At 49.3% G+C, this 16,795-nt stretch carries 10 protein-coding genes and 1 pseudogene; 7 read left to right on the forward strand and 4 right to left on the reverse strand.

The features are described from left to right. Positions 1–71 precede the first annotated feature (71 nt). The 6 genes and pseudogenes from ACGCCZ_RS06315 (at position 72) to ACGCCZ_RS06340 (ending at position 8,459) form a co-directional block, all read left to right on the forward strand. Entirely contained in the window at positions 72–1,208 is a 1,137-nt protein-coding gene (locus ACGCCZ_RS06315) for an HpcH/HpaI aldolase/citrate lyase family protein (RefSeq protein ID WP_411655583.1), read from the forward strand. After that, positions 1,205–2,458: a phosphoribosyltransferase domain-containing protein gene (locus ACGCCZ_RS06320; RefSeq protein WP_411655584.1), complete on the forward strand. Its 1,254-nt coding sequence runs from the start codon at positions 1,205–1,207 to the stop codon at positions 2,456–2,458. Before ACGCCZ_RS06315 ends, ACGCCZ_RS06320 begins: the two co-directional genes overlap by 4 nt. Positions 2,459–2,472: 14 nt before the next feature. Then, positions 2,473–3,575, forward strand: a pseudogene (locus tag ACGCCZ_RS06325) (cysteine protease StiP family protein). Continuing rightward, positions 3,572–4,360: a hypothetical protein gene (locus ACGCCZ_RS06330; protein ID WP_054324724.1), complete on the forward strand. Its 789-nt coding sequence runs from the start codon at positions 3,572–3,574 to the stop codon at positions 4,358–4,360. Before ACGCCZ_RS06325 ends, ACGCCZ_RS06330 begins: the two are co-directional and overlap by 4 nt. After that, complete coding sequence (locus ACGCCZ_RS06335; RefSeq protein WP_411655585.1) at positions 4,353–7,064, forward strand: calcium-translocating P-type ATPase, PMCA-type; 2,712 nt, start codon at positions 4,353–4,355, stop codon at positions 7,062–7,064. The genes ACGCCZ_RS06330 and ACGCCZ_RS06335 overlap by 8 nt, the downstream gene beginning before the upstream one ends. A 15-nt stretch (positions 7,065–7,079) precedes the next feature. Continuing rightward, on the forward strand, positions 7,080–8,459 hold the full coding sequence (locus ACGCCZ_RS06340) for a VWA domain-containing protein (RefSeq protein ID WP_411655586.1): 1,380 nt from the start codon (positions 7,080–7,082) through the stop codon (positions 8,457–8,459). Positions 8,460–8,675: 216 nt separating this feature from the next. On the opposite strand, the gene ACGCCZ_RS06345 is transcribed toward ACGCCZ_RS06340, so the two are convergent. From ACGCCZ_RS06345 to ACGCCZ_RS06355, 3 genes are all read right to left on the reverse strand, one after another. Beyond that, positions 8,676–9,392: an FIVAR domain-containing protein gene (locus tag ACGCCZ_RS06345; RefSeq protein WP_411655587.1), complete on the reverse strand. Its 717-nt coding sequence runs from the start codon at positions 9,390–9,392 to the stop codon at positions 8,676–8,678. After that, positions 9,355–15,276 carry an Ig-like domain-containing protein gene (locus tag ACGCCZ_RS06350; protein ID WP_411655588.1) on the reverse strand — a complete coding sequence of 1,974 codons (5,922 nt, stop codon included), beginning with the start codon at positions 15,274–15,276 and terminating at the stop codon, positions 9,355–9,357. Before ACGCCZ_RS06350 ends, ACGCCZ_RS06345 begins: the two co-directional genes overlap by 38 nt. A gap of 305 nt (positions 15,277–15,581) precedes the next feature. Then, the gene (locus ACGCCZ_RS06355) at positions 15,582–15,806 is read right to left on the reverse strand and encodes a hypothetical protein (RefSeq protein ID WP_054324720.1); all 225 of its coding nucleotides are present in this window, start codon (positions 15,804–15,806) and stop codon (positions 15,582–15,584) included. A gap of 122 nt (positions 15,807–15,928) precedes the next feature. Between ACGCCZ_RS06355 and ACGCCZ_RS06360 the strand changes: the two genes are divergently transcribed. Then, positions 15,929–16,258 (forward strand): helix-turn-helix domain-containing protein, encoded by a 330-nt coding sequence (locus ACGCCZ_RS06360; RefSeq protein ID WP_054324719.1) that lies wholly within the window; start codon positions 15,929–15,931, stop codon positions 16,256–16,258. Between the two features lie 123 nt (positions 16,259–16,381). Here ACGCCZ_RS06360 and ACGCCZ_RS06365 read toward each other — a convergent pair whose 3' ends face one another. Beyond that, positions 16,382–16,726, reverse strand: a complete 345-nt coding sequence (locus tag ACGCCZ_RS06365; protein ID WP_054324718.1) for a helix-turn-helix domain-containing protein — start codon at positions 16,724–16,726, stop codon at positions 16,382–16,384. Between the last annotated feature and the right edge of the window lie 69 nt (positions 16,727–16,795).

The following is a 16,795-nucleotide window of genomic DNA, read 5'->3' on the forward strand; positions in this document are numbered from 1 at the left end:
TGATTTACACCCCTGTGCGGTTGCAAAGAGCTACCGCACAGGGGTTCTAAAAAACACAAGGATCCGATAACATGCAATATTTTAACTATTTATCCGACGGCGACCGGAAAAGCTTGTTTTTCCGTGATCCCGTACCGTTCGATAAAGCAACCGAACGGGAGACTCTGCGCGGCGCACTCGGCGGATTGCTCTATATTCCGGGGGGAAATCCATCCATTGCCCAGATCGTTCAGGAGGGAAAGGTACAAGGGCTCTCCTCCATGGCCATTTGCCTGGAAGACGCTGTCGGCGATCAGGAGCGTGACGCCGCTGTAGCAAACGTAGGCCGACAGCTCGCAAGTATAAAGCAGGCATTGTTCGAGGGGAGTCTATCCCGGGATAGACTCCCGCTTCTCTTTGTACGTGTCAAGGATGTGGATATGCTGGAAAACCTAGCGGAACTTTTTCTGGCAAACAACTCCATTCTCACCGGTGTCATTCTCCCCAAGGCAACCAGCCAAAGCCTTCGTCGGGCTCTTCCCATTGTATCCGACATCGACCGGCAGGCAGAAGCTCCTTTCTATATCATGCCCATTTTGGAATCCGTGGAACTGATGCTCTGCAATGACCGCATAGAAATGCTTCGAGAGTTGGCTGCCATCGCAGACCCGTTCTTTGATCGTATCCTAAATATTCGTGTGGGCGCTACCGACTTGTGTGGATTGTACGGCATCCGGCGGTGTGTCGATACGACGATCTATAGCATCCCCATGGTGGCCTCCTGCATCGCGGACATCGTTCGGGTATTCGGTCTAGGGGATCGCTATACCATCAGCGGCCCTGTATGGGAGTACTACAGCACCATTGCGCGGGCACGGGCACTTCGAAGTTGGGCAGAAGTGGAAGGACTCATGAAAGAGGTCTATTTCGATCTGCAAAACGGCCTCTGCGGAAAAACCTGTGTCCATCCTACACAGTTGCTCCCCGTCCAGGCCAGCTATGCTATACCGTATGAGCGGTATCACGATGCCGCCGCCATATTGGGAGAAGACCCTGGACATTTGGGGGTTATGCCCAGTATCCGTCACAACAAAATGAATGAGCTGAAGCCCCACGCCCTTTGGGCGAAAAAAACGCTGCGTCAAGCGGAACTTTTTGGGGTTTATCAGGAGAATACCGATGCAAAAGGCCTGCTTCGGGCGGTCTACAACGAGGTGTACCATCTATGAGCAAAACGGTTTTTTCTCTGGAACCCGCGCTTACTCTTGAATTAGAGGTGGAAGAAGCGCGCTTTGGATTGTGCGCGGAGGATCTCTTTCAATTGGCTGTTCGTCAAAATCCACAGCGCGCCTTTCTGTTTGTCAGCAAGGTGTTAGGCAAGCATCTTCCCATTTCTCCCTCTTCACTTTTGGCTGCGGGGAAACTTCTGGCTCTTGCGTGGATAGGACAGCCGGACCGCCACGGTTGGGCGGAAATCCTCAAAGGGCATTCTGCTCCTCCCTTTCTTTCGCTGTGGAATGACTTAGAGCATTCCCGTGAACGTTTGGGCTTGAAAGACCGGACATTGTTTCTCGGCTTTGCCGAAACGGCAACGGGGTTAGCCCGGGCAGTTGCCGATTGTTTCACAGGAGAAATGGCGTATATCAGTACCACCCGGTTGGAATCCGTGGGAACCTCCCCTCTAGTCTTCGATGAATCCCATTCCCATGCCCGAACCCATCGGTTGTACTTGGACCCGCAAGATCCGTTTATGGCCGCCTGTCAACAGGTGGTTTTGGTGGACGACGAGCTCACTACTGGGAACACGGCGCTGCGCTTAATCCGTCAGCTTCATAAGGCCTATGGCATTCGGCGCTTTACATTGATGGCTCTGGTGGACAACAGCGACGGTGGCAACCGCCGTGCTATCGAGCAGGAACTTGGGATTGAAATCCGAGTGGTATCCCTTCTGCACGGACACATTTGCGGCATCCAGACGGGAGCTCTTCCTCCCCTTTCCCTGACGGACTTCCGCAATACCCCCGGTGAACCCTTTGACATTCGCTCGCTGCCCGGAGAGCCCCTCGCAGACCGGACCCTCCAAACGTCGGATGCCTTGGAACGTCAACGATCCCGCTGTCAATCCATTTCCGCACAGCTCTCTCTTCCCCCTCAGGGGAAACATACACTTTGCTTGGGCACCGGGGAATTTATCTTTGCGCCTGCCTTGATCGCTGGTTTCTGCGGCGGATGCAAGTTCCATTCCACTACGCAAAGCCCCGTATTTCCCATGTCTGGTTCCGCCATTGTGTCCGGAGTTTGTTTTGACCCGCCGGATTGTTACAGCCCGGTGGGGTATCTGTACAATGTCCCGGATGGTGTATATCAGGAGGCTCTCCTCTTTGTCGAAGAAGGCGTTTTGCGCCCTGCGGGCTTGCGCCAGCTTGCCGCTTATCTCAAAGGCAAGGGGATGGAGAAAGTGACGGTGATCGCGTTATGAAACAGAGGGATGCAATGTTACCGCCCCATCTGGGGAGTTTTGATCCAAATGACGTCGTCCTGCTGCTCAAGGACGTGACCGGACAGGTGGAAGAGCGGGAAACCGCCCTCCGGGAACGCGACATACAGGCAGGCCGCCACTATTCCGAGGACCTTCCCATTGAACAGGTTCCCAGCCCCGCCTATGAGAAGGTTTTCGATCATCTAATGGAGACACAACTGCCGGAAGTAGCTCTCTACACAGGTGTTTTGACACGCCTGGTGCTCTCCGTGTATGCAAACCCGGTTTTGGTTTCTTTGGTGCGTGCAGGGGTCCCATGCGGCATCTTAATGCGCCGTTATGCCGCGCGTGAATTAGGTTGTGACTTGCCGCACTATGGGGTAAGCATCATCCGCGGTAAGGGATTTGATGAAAATGCCATACGTTTGATCTTGTCCCGGCATCCAAATCAGGAAATCGTCTTTGTGGACGGTTGGACCGGAAAGGGAATGATTACCCACCAATTGGAGGAATCCTGCAAACAATTCAACGCACACAACGGGACCGCCCTACAGCCCACATTGGCGGTATTGGCCGACCCGGCCCACTCATGTTCCCTGTTTGCCACACGGGAGGATTTTATCAATCCATCCTGCTGTCTCAACAGCACCATTTGTGGTTTAATCAGCCGCACTGTGCACAATACGTCCTTAATCGGCCCCAACGATTTTCACGGGGTTCGGGTTTACAAGGAGTTTGCTGAAAAAGACCAGACCGCCCGCTATTTGGATGGGGTGTGCCAATGGTTTGCCCCGCGGCGCAATGAAATTTTGGAACAATTCACGCATCTCTGTGCGTTGAACCGTACGCCCGATTGGAGCGGTATGCAAGCGGTCCGGCGGATCGGTGAGAATTTCGGTATCCACGACATCAACCGGATCAAACCGAGCATCGGCGAAACCACACGCGTCCTTTTGCGCCGTGTGCCGGATCGGGTTCTTTGCGGGAAGCCGGGCATCCGGATGTCGGCCATATTATGCTATTGGCCAAGGAGCGGCATGTTCCAGTTACCATCTATCCGGATATGCCTTATCTCTGTTGCGGGTTGATCGCGGACAAGCGGGGAGGAATAGAATGATTTTCTCTGCCGATCTGGACCGCACGCTCCTTTTTTCACAACGCCGCCTGGAGGGAGATGCGAAAGTCCTCCCTGTGGAGTATCGCTTTGAGGAGCCCTTTGGTTTTATGACCCCTGGTGCGCTCTCCGCACTGCGGGCATTGCAAAAGCGGGCTGTTTTCCTCATCAATACCCTCCGGGGATTGGAACAAGCCCATCGGGTAACCTTTGTCTCCGATGGAAGCTGCCGTTACTTATCTCTGCAAAACGGCTTATATCTATACCGCGACGGTAAGGAAGATCGCGTATGGATGGAACACGTAAAACACACCGTTTACTCCCTTCCCCTAGGTCTAACGGACGGAGTGAAACTGGTTCTGAAGCACTTACCGGGAATTCAGTGCCTTTCCAAGCAATATGAATATCTGGCTGTCTTTTTCGTGGAAGAAAATACATTCGACGATTCTGCATACACTTCTTTGGCAAAGGAGTTTTATCCCTCTGGTTGGGGGTTGTACCGTCAAAGGAAGAAATTGTATCTTTATCCTAAGGCCCTACACAAGGGCGCCGTCCTCGAACGTGTTCGGGAATTGGAAGGCGGCGGCCTGACAGTAGGTTTTGGAGATTCCTGGTTCGATGTGCCGATGCTGCGCACCTGCGACACAGCTTGGTCCCTAAAGGGATGTGAGCTTGAAGGCACCGACTGGGGATTTCCCATTCGATACTCCTCCCTGCCCGCTCAAGCCGGTACAGAGGAGGTTTTAACCCATATCTTAACCGGTATAGGAGAACGATCATATGCTTAAAAATCATGAAATAAACGCGCTTACTGAACAGGAAGCGGAAGAAAGCCGAAAAAAGTATGGAAGCAACATGTTGACCCCGCCGGAGCAAACCTCTTTCTGGCGCGAATTGTGGGAAACTTTCCGTGGAGACGCCCTGATTCGCATTTTAACGGTGGCCTTGATCATCACGGTGGTGTTTGCGATTGCCGGCGTGGGCGACTGGCTGGAGGCTGTCGGCATCGCCATTGCGGTTATATTGGCAACCACGGTTTCAACCTATAGCGAATATTCCAACAATCAACTGTTTCAAAAGCTCCAGGATGAATATTCCAAAATTCTCTGTAAAGTATTCCGCAAACGCAATGGTATGGTACAGATTACAGACATGAAAATCGATGATATTGTTACGGGCGATTTTGTCCTCCTTCAGGCAGGGGACAAGGTTTGTGCGGACGGCTTCCTCATCGACGGCGATATAAAAGTTAATCAAGCGAGCCTCAACGGCGAAAGCGAAGAGGCGAAAAAGACCGCAGCGAATTCTGACTATGTTTACGATGCAGATAAAATTGACTTCTTAGACCCGTATAAGGTATATCGCGGTTCGGTAGTAACCAGCGGCGAAGCCATTATGCAGGTTAAATGTGTGGGCGACCAATCGCAATTCGGCCGTTTGGCGCAGGAACTCAAGGAGGACGATGAACGCGAATCGCCTTTGAAGGTCAAACTGGGAAAAGTGGCCGATGCTATCTCCAAATTTGGCTACATCGGTGGAACATTGATCGCCATAGCCTTCATGGTCAACTGCATCTTCTTTAATCCGACGCTCTTGCCCGGCGCTCCTGCCTACTTCTCTGTGGAGAATATCATGCAGATTTTGCGCGACCTCGTTTCCTCCATCACGCTGGCGGTTGTCATCATCGTAGTAGCCGTTCCGGAAGGCCTGCCAATGATGATTGCATTGGTGTCTGGGTTAAACATGAAAAAACTTCTGAAAGACAACATCCTCATCCGTAAAATCGATGGCGCAGAAACAGCTGGAAGCCTGAACATTCTCTTTTCTGATAAGACGGGCACCATCACTAAAGGGGCTCTGCAGGTGGTGGATTTCATTTCTCCCGAGGGAAAAGATTACCAGAGCTTTGCCAGCATTCCGGATCCGCTGCGCGAGATGCTTCTAATCAATATTTGTGGCAATACCAATGCAATCGCACTGGTCAACAATGGAACCTTACAGGTCACCGGCGGCAATGCCACAGAACGGGCGCTCCACGAATTTGTGGGGGTTGACGGGACGTTGACGTACGAAACTTACAAAATGGAGTGCGAGGATACGCTGATGTTCAACAGCGCAAACAAGTACTCGGCCAGCGTGATGAAAGGGCGCCTGAATCGGGCCATCATCAAAGGGGCGCCGGAAAAGCTTCTGGCGTACTGTACCGCCTATTACGGCGAGGACCTACAGGTCCATCCCCTCACGGATGAGGTACGGGCAGTACTCGAAAAGCGCATGGCTGCCCTCTCAGAAAAAGCGATGCGTGTCCTTGCCTTTGCCACTTCCGACAACCGAATTGGCGAACATCTTTTACAGGATATGACTTTCGTCGGCATGGTTGGAATCCGGGACGAATTGCGCCCCGAGGCGGTGCAAGCAATTCAAACTGCAAAACGCGCCGGAATTCAAGTGGTCATGGTCACAGGCGATAAGAAAGAGACCGCCGCAGCCATTGCCCGAGACGCCAAACTCATTGAATCTACAGACGATTTGGCGCTGACCAGCGAGGATTTAGCCTCCATGTCCGATGAGGAACTCAAAAAGGTATTGCCGCGCCTGCGTGTAGTCGCGCGTGCACTTCCGACGGACAAGAGCCGTTTGGTTCGCGTTTCACAGGAATTGAACCTGGTGGTCGGTATGACGGGCGACGGCGTCAACGATGCGCCCGCCCTGAAAAAAGCCGACGTAGGTTTTGCGATGGGTTCAGGCACAGAGGTTTCCAAAGAAGCGGCAGCGATCACCATCCTCGACGACAATTTTAATTCCGTTGTAAAAACCGTTTTGTACGGACGTACCATCTACAACAATATTCGGAAATTCATTGTCTTTCAACTTACCATCAACATCAGTGCTGTTTTGATCGCCCTAATTGGGCCATTTATCGGCATGGGCACACCGCTGTCTGTCACGCAAATGTTGTGGGTCAATATCGTGATGGATACGCTTGCGGCGCTTGCACTGGGCGGCGAACCCGCCCTGGACCGCTATATGGATGAAAAACCAAAGCGCAGAGACGAATCCATCATCAGCAAAAATATGTGGTCCTCTCTCTTGGTCATGGGGATTTATCTGACCACCGCCAGCCTGGTTTTTCTTCAGCATCCTTTCTTCCAGAGTCTGTTCCGCCTGGACGGCGAGATGGTTTACGAAGGACACGACATCTATTTTATGACCGGGTTTTTCTGTTTCTATGTACTTAGCGCTATGCTGAACGGATTTAATGCGCGTACGGAAAAGCTCAATATCTTTGATAATATTATGCAAAACAAGATGTTCCTATATATCATGGCGCTGATCGCTGTTGTACAGGTTCTTATGACCTTCATCGGCGGGCCTATCCTTCGGACGGCTCCACTGACCCTTCAAGAATGGGGCGTCGTAGTTTTGCTTTCGCTGATAGTTCTCCCGGTTGGAACCATACGCAAGCTGATCTTCCCCGAAAAACACGCCTGATTCAGGAGGTGTACTATGCTGGATTTTTTGCGCGGGCAAAAAGAATCCGTTCGCAGACTCTGTAGCGGCCTGGAATTGGATTTGGAACTCTACCACAAAGCCCCTTTGGAAATTGATATTGGGTGTTTTGGGCTGGATGCAGCCGGACGTCTTTCTGATGAGCGCTATTTTGTCTTTTACAATCAAAAGAATTCCCCAAAAAATGAAATCGTTCTTCGCGATGGGGTGGCCAGCGGCGCTGTTCGTTTTCACCTGTGTCTGGATCAGTTGCCCTCCCACATCGCTAAACTATCCTTTACGGCAGCAATCGACGGAACACGTACCATGCAGGAGTTGGAAAAGGGCCACGTGTGTCTTTTTCGCGGCCAGGAAGAGGTCGGACGTTATTCCTACACGGGCGGCCAGTTTTCGGCGGAACGTGCCATTGTCATCTGTAAGCTCTACCGTCGAGGGGATGACTGGCGATTCAATGCGGTTGGGCGCGGTTTTAACGGTGGATTGAAAGCACTGGTGGAACACTTTGGGGGGACAGTAGCTGGTTCCGTTCCCTCCACACCTCCCATGATCAATCGTCCGTCGTCTCCCTCGCCCCCACAACAGCCGAATCCCTCCCCTCGGAATCCGGCCGGACCTTCTTTGGTACAAAACATTGTCGCTTCCCTACCAAACCATGTCTGTTCCCGCATGGACAATTTAGCGCGTCAGTGCCGCGGGGATACGGAATACTTAACCAGTCTCTATAAGAATATGTTTGCTTCTTTTGCACGTCATCCGGATGTGGCTGATCTTCCAGTACAGGTTGTCACGTGTATGGATGCTTCCGGCTCCATGTTTGATCTGTATCGAAATGGCCGTATGCAGCGTGTAATCGACAAATTTTTCGCCTTTGCGACCACCCTATCCGATATTGCCTCAATGGACCTGTGGGCTTTTGGAGCAAAAAGCCGTCAGTTTGGCGCGGTCACGATGGATAATGTGCGAGACTACACCTTTGCAGAAGCCGGGGGATTTGAGCGGTGGATGAGTATGCTCAACTACCAATACAACAATGAACCGGAGGCTATGCGTGACATTATGATGATCTATGGCGCTCTTCGAAAGCCGGTGATGGTCCTCTTCATCACAGATGGCCGTCTCAGTTCGGATTGGGAGATCGAAGAAATTCTGATCAAGACCTCCCGCTTCCCTATCTATTGGCAGTTTGTAGGCTTACACGGCGAGGAATATGGCGTTCTGGAGCGCCTACAAGAAATCGATGGGCGCCGTTCTGAAAATGCTGCCTTCTTAAAACTGGACGATATCGACGATCTCAGCGACAGTGCGCTCTATGAATCTTTGCTTAGCAACCTGGAGGGTTGGCTAAAGGAGATTCAATACAAACATATTTTGGAGTAACCCGATTGCGCTTTTTACAGGTTTATGGAAAGACCCCCTGCTATGCGGTTTGCATAGCAGGGGGTCTATTTTGTATTGCTTTTGCTATTTACGACATCCCGTCAAAAAGCTCCTCGTAACAGGATTACAAGGGGAAGGGGGTTCTTCTCTGGTACAAGAGCCTCGAAAAGAAAACCAACTCCTCCCTCGTTATCCTTTTGACTGCGTTTCCTGTTCTTATGCGATGGTCACTGCACAATGTTTCTGTGCTGCCTCACCGGGCATGGTTGTATAGACGCCTGTGCTGCTGCCCGGCACACCTACTGCATAAATACGGAAGTAATAGTCTTGGCCCTTCTTTGCTACAAACTGTGTCTTAAGAACAGCGCTATTCCCCACGGTAAAGTTCGGAACTACGTCGCTTCCATTGACCACCGTCATCTTAAAGCAATAGGCGCTGCCCCGCTTCATTGTGAAAGGAACCGTCGTATCGGATACCACAGAAACCTTCTGCGTTACATTGGATGCACTGGAAAGGACTGCAATCGCAGTACCCGCGCCGCTTGTATTGCCCACGGCCTTCTTTCCAGAGGAAGAACTCCCCTTGTGGCTGCTGGAGCCATTATTCCCGCTTTGATGGTTCTCGTTGTCTTTCTCAATGGCAACGAGGGCGCCAATCGCGGCAGTCAAAGCCTTTGTTCCGTCATCTACAACCTTCTGATCGTCCTCACTAAGGTCGTCTCTGTCCAACAAAGCATTGGCATTTTCCAATGCGCGTTCCAAAACACGGACGCTCTCTTTTGTATAGAGGGAACGATCGATTTGATCCGCGCGCTGGACTTCTGCCTGCAGCTGCGATTTATCTGCCTTCAAGCGCATATTCGCAATTGCGCGCGCCAATGCGCTCGCCGCCTCGTCAAACAGAATTCTGCTCCGATTCCTCTGTAATTGCAAGCGCTGCCTCATATGCTACACGAAGGTCGTCCCAACCTTGATTGACATAAGCATCTGCATGATCGAAGATTGCCTGTGCTTCTACCAACAATACGTCCAGTTGGCTCCGGTCCGCCTTATACTGGAGCTCCTCCATTGCCTTGCGCAATGCATCCTGGGCCTCTGAGATGCTATCCTCCATTGCATTTTCATTGGCTAGAACAGCCTCTGCATCTGCAATGGCATCTTGCAATACCTGGTAGCTGGTTTCTGTAAAGAACTCTGCTTCAATCATCTTAGCAAGTTCCACGTCCATTTCCAGGGCACTCTTGTCGCCCGGTTTAAATTCCAAAAGATGCAATACATTGATCAAATCCGACCATGCTTTGTCAATCTCTTCCTGGGTAGCCGTTTTTTCCGCGTAGACTTCTTTTGCGGCACTTAGCGCTTTGTCAAAAGCCTTCTGCACCACAGGAACCGCTTCGTCCACTTGCGCTTTGATATTCTCGCTCTCTGCGTATTGAATGGTCTGATCGAGGGTTCCTTTGTATACGGTGGCAAAGTGGATTTGAATGGTGGTGTCTTTATTGGGCATGGTCAACAGATACGTAAAACCATCCACATCAAATTCGGCAGGCTTTCCGTTCACCTGTACATCCGCAAACGTCCTTCCTTCCACAGAAGGAACAAATACAAGTTGGAGTTCATCGCCGCCCATAACCTCTGCTTCGTATTTACCAAGCAAATCTGCAATATGCTGCGTTTCATCATTGACCGATAGGTTTGCATTCTTGGTGTAAAGGACGCTCAAAAGGTGGCTCTCTGGCGTCAATGTGCCAACGTCAACCTCACACCTTGTCAGAAGTTCTGTCCCATTGACCTGCGCAGTGATGGTCGCCGTACCATCTTTCAAAGCAACCACAACGCCCTCCGAATCAACGGTGGCAACCTCTGGGTTCGAGGAAGTCCAGGTCAACGCTGCATCGCTGTGGTTCGTCGGGTATACATCTGCCTGTAGGGCATACGTATCACCAACCGAAAGCTGCACATTCTCCTCCCGCATTTCTACCTCTGAAATACCGGCAATATTTAAGGCGCGAATCTCTGCCGCAGAGGAATAATTTCCAACCGAATCGATGGACATCAACTTGAGATTGGTAACCGTCATGGTGGGGAAGGTGGCCTCTTTCCATCCATCTACCGCCTCCCAGGTCCCCTCGGCGACCTTTTCATAAGTGGCTCCATTGTCCATGCTAGCATAAAGTTCATATTGCTTCACCGTGCCGTTGCCAGCCCCAGAACGCGGTAAATACCGGTAAGTGTTCACTTCGGTAGGAGTTGCAAAGTGGATGTCAATCCACTGCTGATCCCTGGATATGCCATCCCAGTCGGTATGCCAAATCGTGCTGGTATCATTATCGAGTACTTTTGAGGCATCCTCACTCGACGAATTGCTATTTCCTGCTGTCGCTGTCAGAATGCTCAAATCCACTGCTTCTACCACAGAATTTGTACGTACCTTTGCGGGTTCACTTGCATTTCCAGAGGCATCCACTGCTTGAACTACATAATAGAAATCTCCATCATGCGCAAAATCATCTGTAAAGGTGTTGGTTTTTGTATTGATGAGCAATGTATCATCGTTTAACGCAAAGGTTTCCTCTTCGGAGCCATATACATTGTACTGTACAAAGCCGCTATTGTCGGTACATGCAGTCCAATCCAACGTCACCACGCCGGCCTCGTCCGCAGAAGCGTGCAGATCTTTTACATCTGTCGGAGCCTCTGTGTCTGGTTCCAGTTCCCCTTCTTCAAATGTCAGGGTCCAGTTGACCGTCTGATTTTCTTCCGCATCCATACTCAACTCGACATAATTGCCAAACGGGCTCTGTACAAAGCTGGAAACGACCTCTGCATTGTCCACTTGGAGTTCCTTTGCAATCAACTGATGATCATCCAGCGGAATGATTGCCTTGTAAGGATCGTTCCCAACAATTTCAAACGTACCCGACAGAGTCTTGGAATCTGCATCATACTGAACGTTCTTCACATCAAAGTCGCCCTGCAGGAGGTGACGGTTTGTGGAAAGCACAAATGGGTCCTCCCGTACTTCACGGACAGCCATCGTGCGCATCTCGTTCTTGCGAACCTTCTGTGAGAGGATGTCGCTTCCCTGATACCGACCAATATAATTCCAGTTCCAGAAATCCCACACTTCATACTCCTTCTCAGGATCAAGGCCAATACCGCCAAACGCAATATCTTCACCCAGATCAGCGCTGATGGTTTGCGCACGGTCTGTCTGATTCCAGAACAGGAGAATATGATCGTCGTAGTCGGAATCGAACTTATAATCGTAAACTACTGGTAAATTGCTGCCCAATTCGAATAGACCAACCGGACGGGCAGTGATACCGTTGATCGGGAATGGAACGGACTTACCAATGTCACGAATTTTCTGATCGTCCATGCGGGTGACACTCTCTCCAATGGTCATCTTTCCAAAGAAGAAGGCGGTACCCGTAATCTCTGCACGGCGTAAGTCCAGATCGGCATCGCTGAACACCTTAACGTCCGGATACAGAAGCTTTGTGGTTCTATGCCGGTACCACTGGTAGGAACTCATGCGGGTCATTTCCGGTGTAAATGCGTTGTTGTCGCCAATGGTGCGCTGAATGTCGATCAAACCAATGGCCAAATCGGAACCGCTGTATTCCCAGGAATTTTCCGTAATGCGGATGTCCGGGCCTACGAATTTCTTCGGCAAGGCGAAGATATTGCGGTATGCAGAAACCGCTGTTGCATATGGGTCCTCAAAACCGCCTGTCTTATCCAGCAGGTATCCGCCACTTGTCCCGTGATACTGGCCTGCATAGTCAAAGAATAGAGAACGAATGCCCGAGTTTTTAATGTTCGTGTAAACATCCTCCATATGAGCAATAAAATCTGGATCGGTATAGTCCGGCCCCTCATTGGGATCGTTGTACAGCATATGTCCAGGATACTGCTCACAGTAATCATCCGAACGATAGGAGGCCTGCATATACAAGCCGCCCTCGCCGCCGGCCTCGTTCATCGCCTTGTTCCAATCTGCGATGGTCGGATAATTGTCCGTCATATGTCCAAACTCTTTCCAATGTTCGTCATCCCACCAGAGCTGCTCGTTTGGATTGACATAGCTGTCCGGTTCCACACGCAGGTTCGGAATTGCATAATTGGATACCCCGCGGTCCACCAGGTCTTTGACCTCCTGCACCGCAAAGTCCGCATTGTTAGCGCCAGGCGTCAGCCAGTTGACATACCAGAGGCATTCGTAATAGTATGGGTCAAAGTCGATCAAATCGACATGCATGGCATCTGCCTGTTTGTCCGCATAGGCCTCCAAAGCGGTGTAGGGGTTCTTTTCTGTGAAATTCACCATCGCCTTGTCGCCCATATAGAGCTGGTCCTCGTCCACCAGTTTACCCGTATTGTCATAAATGCGAATTTTTGCATCGATCCCTTTACGGCCATTGTTATCCAAGGCCGTGCCCGTATGATAAGCTGTATCGATGGTGTTTTGGAATTCGTAGGTAGTCAGTCCGCCGATCACAAAGCTTTCTTTAGCTGGATTGTCACGATAAGAAATCAATGTATTGTTTTTGGACGTTGCATTCACACCGTCAATCAGACGCGGAACGGTCCAGTTTCCTTCGCCGGTCAGCAAAACGTGATCTTCTTCTGGATCGGGGCCTACAAATATACCGCCGCCGTTCGCATAATTGGCCACCAAAGGATACATCTGCATCAGCTTGGCCTTTTCGCCGGAAGTATTGACGATTCCCGCCGTCAGAATAATCTCTCCACGGCCATCTTCCAGGGTCACATCCAAAACAATGCTGTTTTTACCGTCCTTTTCGCCGATGATTCGCATGGTTCTTACTGTTTCAGAGTCTTCAGCTACCTCTTCCATTCGGAACGAATACCCGTCGATGCTCTTATCGTCATTGACTTGCGTATAAGCGTTCAGGATATATGGCAAACTGCTCTCCTGTTCATAGGCGGAATACCGGCCGGTTTCCATATTATAGATGACGCGAACCTTGCTGTTTTGAATCATGGCAAATTGTTCGCCTATCGTAGAGATCTCGGTTCGATCCGGTACAACCAAATCGCCCAGACTGGCAAAGCTGACCTCTGCACGGATATTTTCCCCGCCATTCGCCACAGCGCAGACCTTAAAACTGCCGCTCTTGTGAATGGTAAGCAAACCATTCTGATCGATCTCTGCAATGTCCGTCCCCTCGGGTTCCACTGACCAAGTGATGGTTTTATCCATCGCTGTTGTGGGATAGATTGTTGCAATCATCTGTACGGTTCCCGTTTCTGGACGTACAGTCTCTCCATCCTCGGGGGCAATCGACAAACGTTTCACCGGGATTACATCGCCGTAGTCAGTATCAAAGAAAATACCATTGACTACCGCGTTTGTCTTTAGCGGTGAATAGTTTTCATTATTAATCACAACGTCAATCGAGCCGGCAAAGGTTACCGTTACATATTTCCCTTGAGATAGTTTCTCGATTTCGATTTTTTGTGAAACGGGAATTTTCGTGTCCGCTTTAAACGCCTGGTAACTCACCTTTCTACCGTTTTCATTTTCTGCTAAAGCATAGAAGGTCACCTTGTGCGTATCATTGTCATTTACACGGATTTTGACCGTCAGACATTTGTCGTCAAAGCGATAGGAAATCTTTCGGGTATCTTCGCTATCCTCTGGATTCGGGAGTCCATCCGGAAGCGTATCCGCCGTTCCAGTCTTTGCCAAATAGTTTCCATTGCGGTCTTCCGTTCCATAGGAGATGGAATCCACATAATAGGGAAGATTTTCTATGTCGGTGGCATTATCTCCCCATGCATTCAGCACATAACCATCCGCCCCATATTGGTCAATCCAATTTCCACGCGTCTCTGCATCCACAGTCCACGCCTCTGCATCCCCGGGTGTCATACTGATGGTGCAACTTCCTTTGACCTCGGAACCATCCTTCGCTTCTGCGGTTACCACATAAATTCCGGCATCTTCAATTGTCAGTTTCCCGTCCTCCGTAATGGTAGCTTTGCCGTCGCCTTCCACCTCCAAAGGCTCTACACTCCAAGAAACCTCTTTGTTTGCCGCATAAGAAGGGGCAACCTCTGCCGTCATCTGGATAGGAAATTCCTCTTGGTCAAATGTATCGCGTCCATCCGGCGCGCTCACATTGATCCAACGGACGGGTTCCTCTTCGTAAACCTTATTGTCAAAAAAGATACCGCTGATTACCGAGTTCGTCACCAATTCTACAATGTTTTCATTTTGGATAACAACGTCAATATCACCGCTAAAAGCCCCCGATACATACTGCCCACTCGCAAAATCAGAAATGGTGACCTTATCGGAAATTGCCTCGCCTGTTTCCGCATCAAAGAACTGATAGCTTTGCTCGCGGTTTTGCCCTTCTGCAGCATACAGGCTGATGGTGTGCATCACATCATCATTGACATCAACGTGTACGGTTAGACATTCATCATCAAAGATATAGCCAAGACGGGGCTCGTCCTCGCCGACGGCAAGCATCGCCTCCGCCTGCGCACCGGATTTCAACCATGTGCCATGGCGTGCTTCATAGCTGTATGTAATGTCGTCCACATAGCTGGGAAGTGCGTCGTAGGCCGTCATTCCGGATGAATTGTCACCATAGTAGGCCGGGAGGATATAACCATCCCCGCCATAAGCGCCTTGGAAAGCTCCGTGGGTACTTGTATCAACTGTGAGCGTTGTTAAAACCGGCTCCATTGTCTGCGCCATTGCACCGGACGTTCCCATAGATACCGCCATAACTGCGCTCAATGTCAAAGCTGCTACTTTTCTACATAACCTTTTCACATAATCACTCCTCTTCCAAATCCAATGATCCAACTGTTAAGTCTTATTCCCTACTATTTCACCTTCCTTCTATCAGAACCCCCACGAAAAAAGTTTCGTTCAGCGTACATCTGCAATTTTGTATAATTTTATTCCCCTCTTGGTTTTATATTTAAATATTATATATAAATTTATTAGAATATTGATTCTATATTGTGAAATTAAATATGTTCTATGGCATTAATTACCACTTTCTATAGTAGATCGTATCCATTCTACAATTTAATGATTTAATTCTCTGGTCTTAAAGTTATATGAATTTCCGTTTACAGATCGTCTTTATCAATACTAAATAAGTAATCCACTGACTTTCCTAAATAAATTGATGCTGCCCGCATTTCTTCCCCACGAAAGTCTCCCCTTGTCTTTATACTTTGTCTATATCTTAAGCCAGCCATAGTAATATGTAAAAACTTCGCTAGATCTTTTTTGGTCTTTCCCTGCATTGCTAATTCTCCATATAACATTGGATATTTGAAAGGATATACCATTTCGATCGCCTCCTTAACATTTGTTAAGTTCCTCTATATTATATTCACTTAAGTTAATAATGTCAATACTTATTGCAAATAATCTTAACATATGTTAAGATTATTTAAAAAGAGGTGAATATATGGCTTTTGCAAATAAGTTAAAGGAAATTCTTTCTCAAAAAGGACTCAAAGCTGTCGATTTGGCACGAGCAACTGGATTGAGCGAAGCTGCTATCTCGGACTATCTAAAGGGTAAAAAGGAACCAAGAGGACGCCAAAGTATTTCCATTGCGAAAGCGTTGGGGGTATCCCTAGACACCCTTTGGGAAACCGGATACCAGACAGACGAAAGTCCCTTAAATAATCCAAAACTAAAACAAATGTCGAAGATTTTTCAATCCTTACAGCCGGAATTCCAAGATTTTGCTTTGGATTTCGTCAAAAAATTGGCCGAACTACAAAATAAGTAAAGAGGACTATTCCAGGTGGTAAAGCCCTCTCATTCCTGACAAAAAGTATATACAAACGCCGCCGGACGAGTTGGACTCGATCCGGCGGCGTTTCAATTGTTACTGTATGTCTTTATGTCTGTTTCACGACCGCTCATTTCGCCGTTTCAGCTGTGCAACGGTCTGCATAATCAATTCCAAATCATCAGGGTCTAAAGCCAAATCCTGTGCAGTTCTCGCCAAATTGAGATAAATTCCCTCAAGCTTTTCCGATTTTGCGGTTTCAATCTCATCAAATCCCATCAGATATGAAGGAGATACATCGAAAATTTCTGCTAGTTTGAGAACGGTTGCTCGCTTTAAATTCTCCACGCTTCCGTTTTCATACTTTTGTACAGCAGCCTTCTTTACCCCAAGTAGCTTTCCAAGCTCCTCTTGGGTAAGACCTTTCGCAGTACGCAATGCTCTGATGCGTTTTCCGACTTCCATTTGTATTCCATCCTTCCAAAACCGCTGTACCAACTCAGCGGTGCTCTGCATTTTTCCATAATTGTTACA

Source organism: Anaeromassilibacillus sp. SJQ-1 (assembly GCF_046693725.1).
Classification (GTDB): Bacteria; Bacillota; Clostridia; order Oscillospirales; family Acutalibacteraceae; genus Anaeromassilibacillus.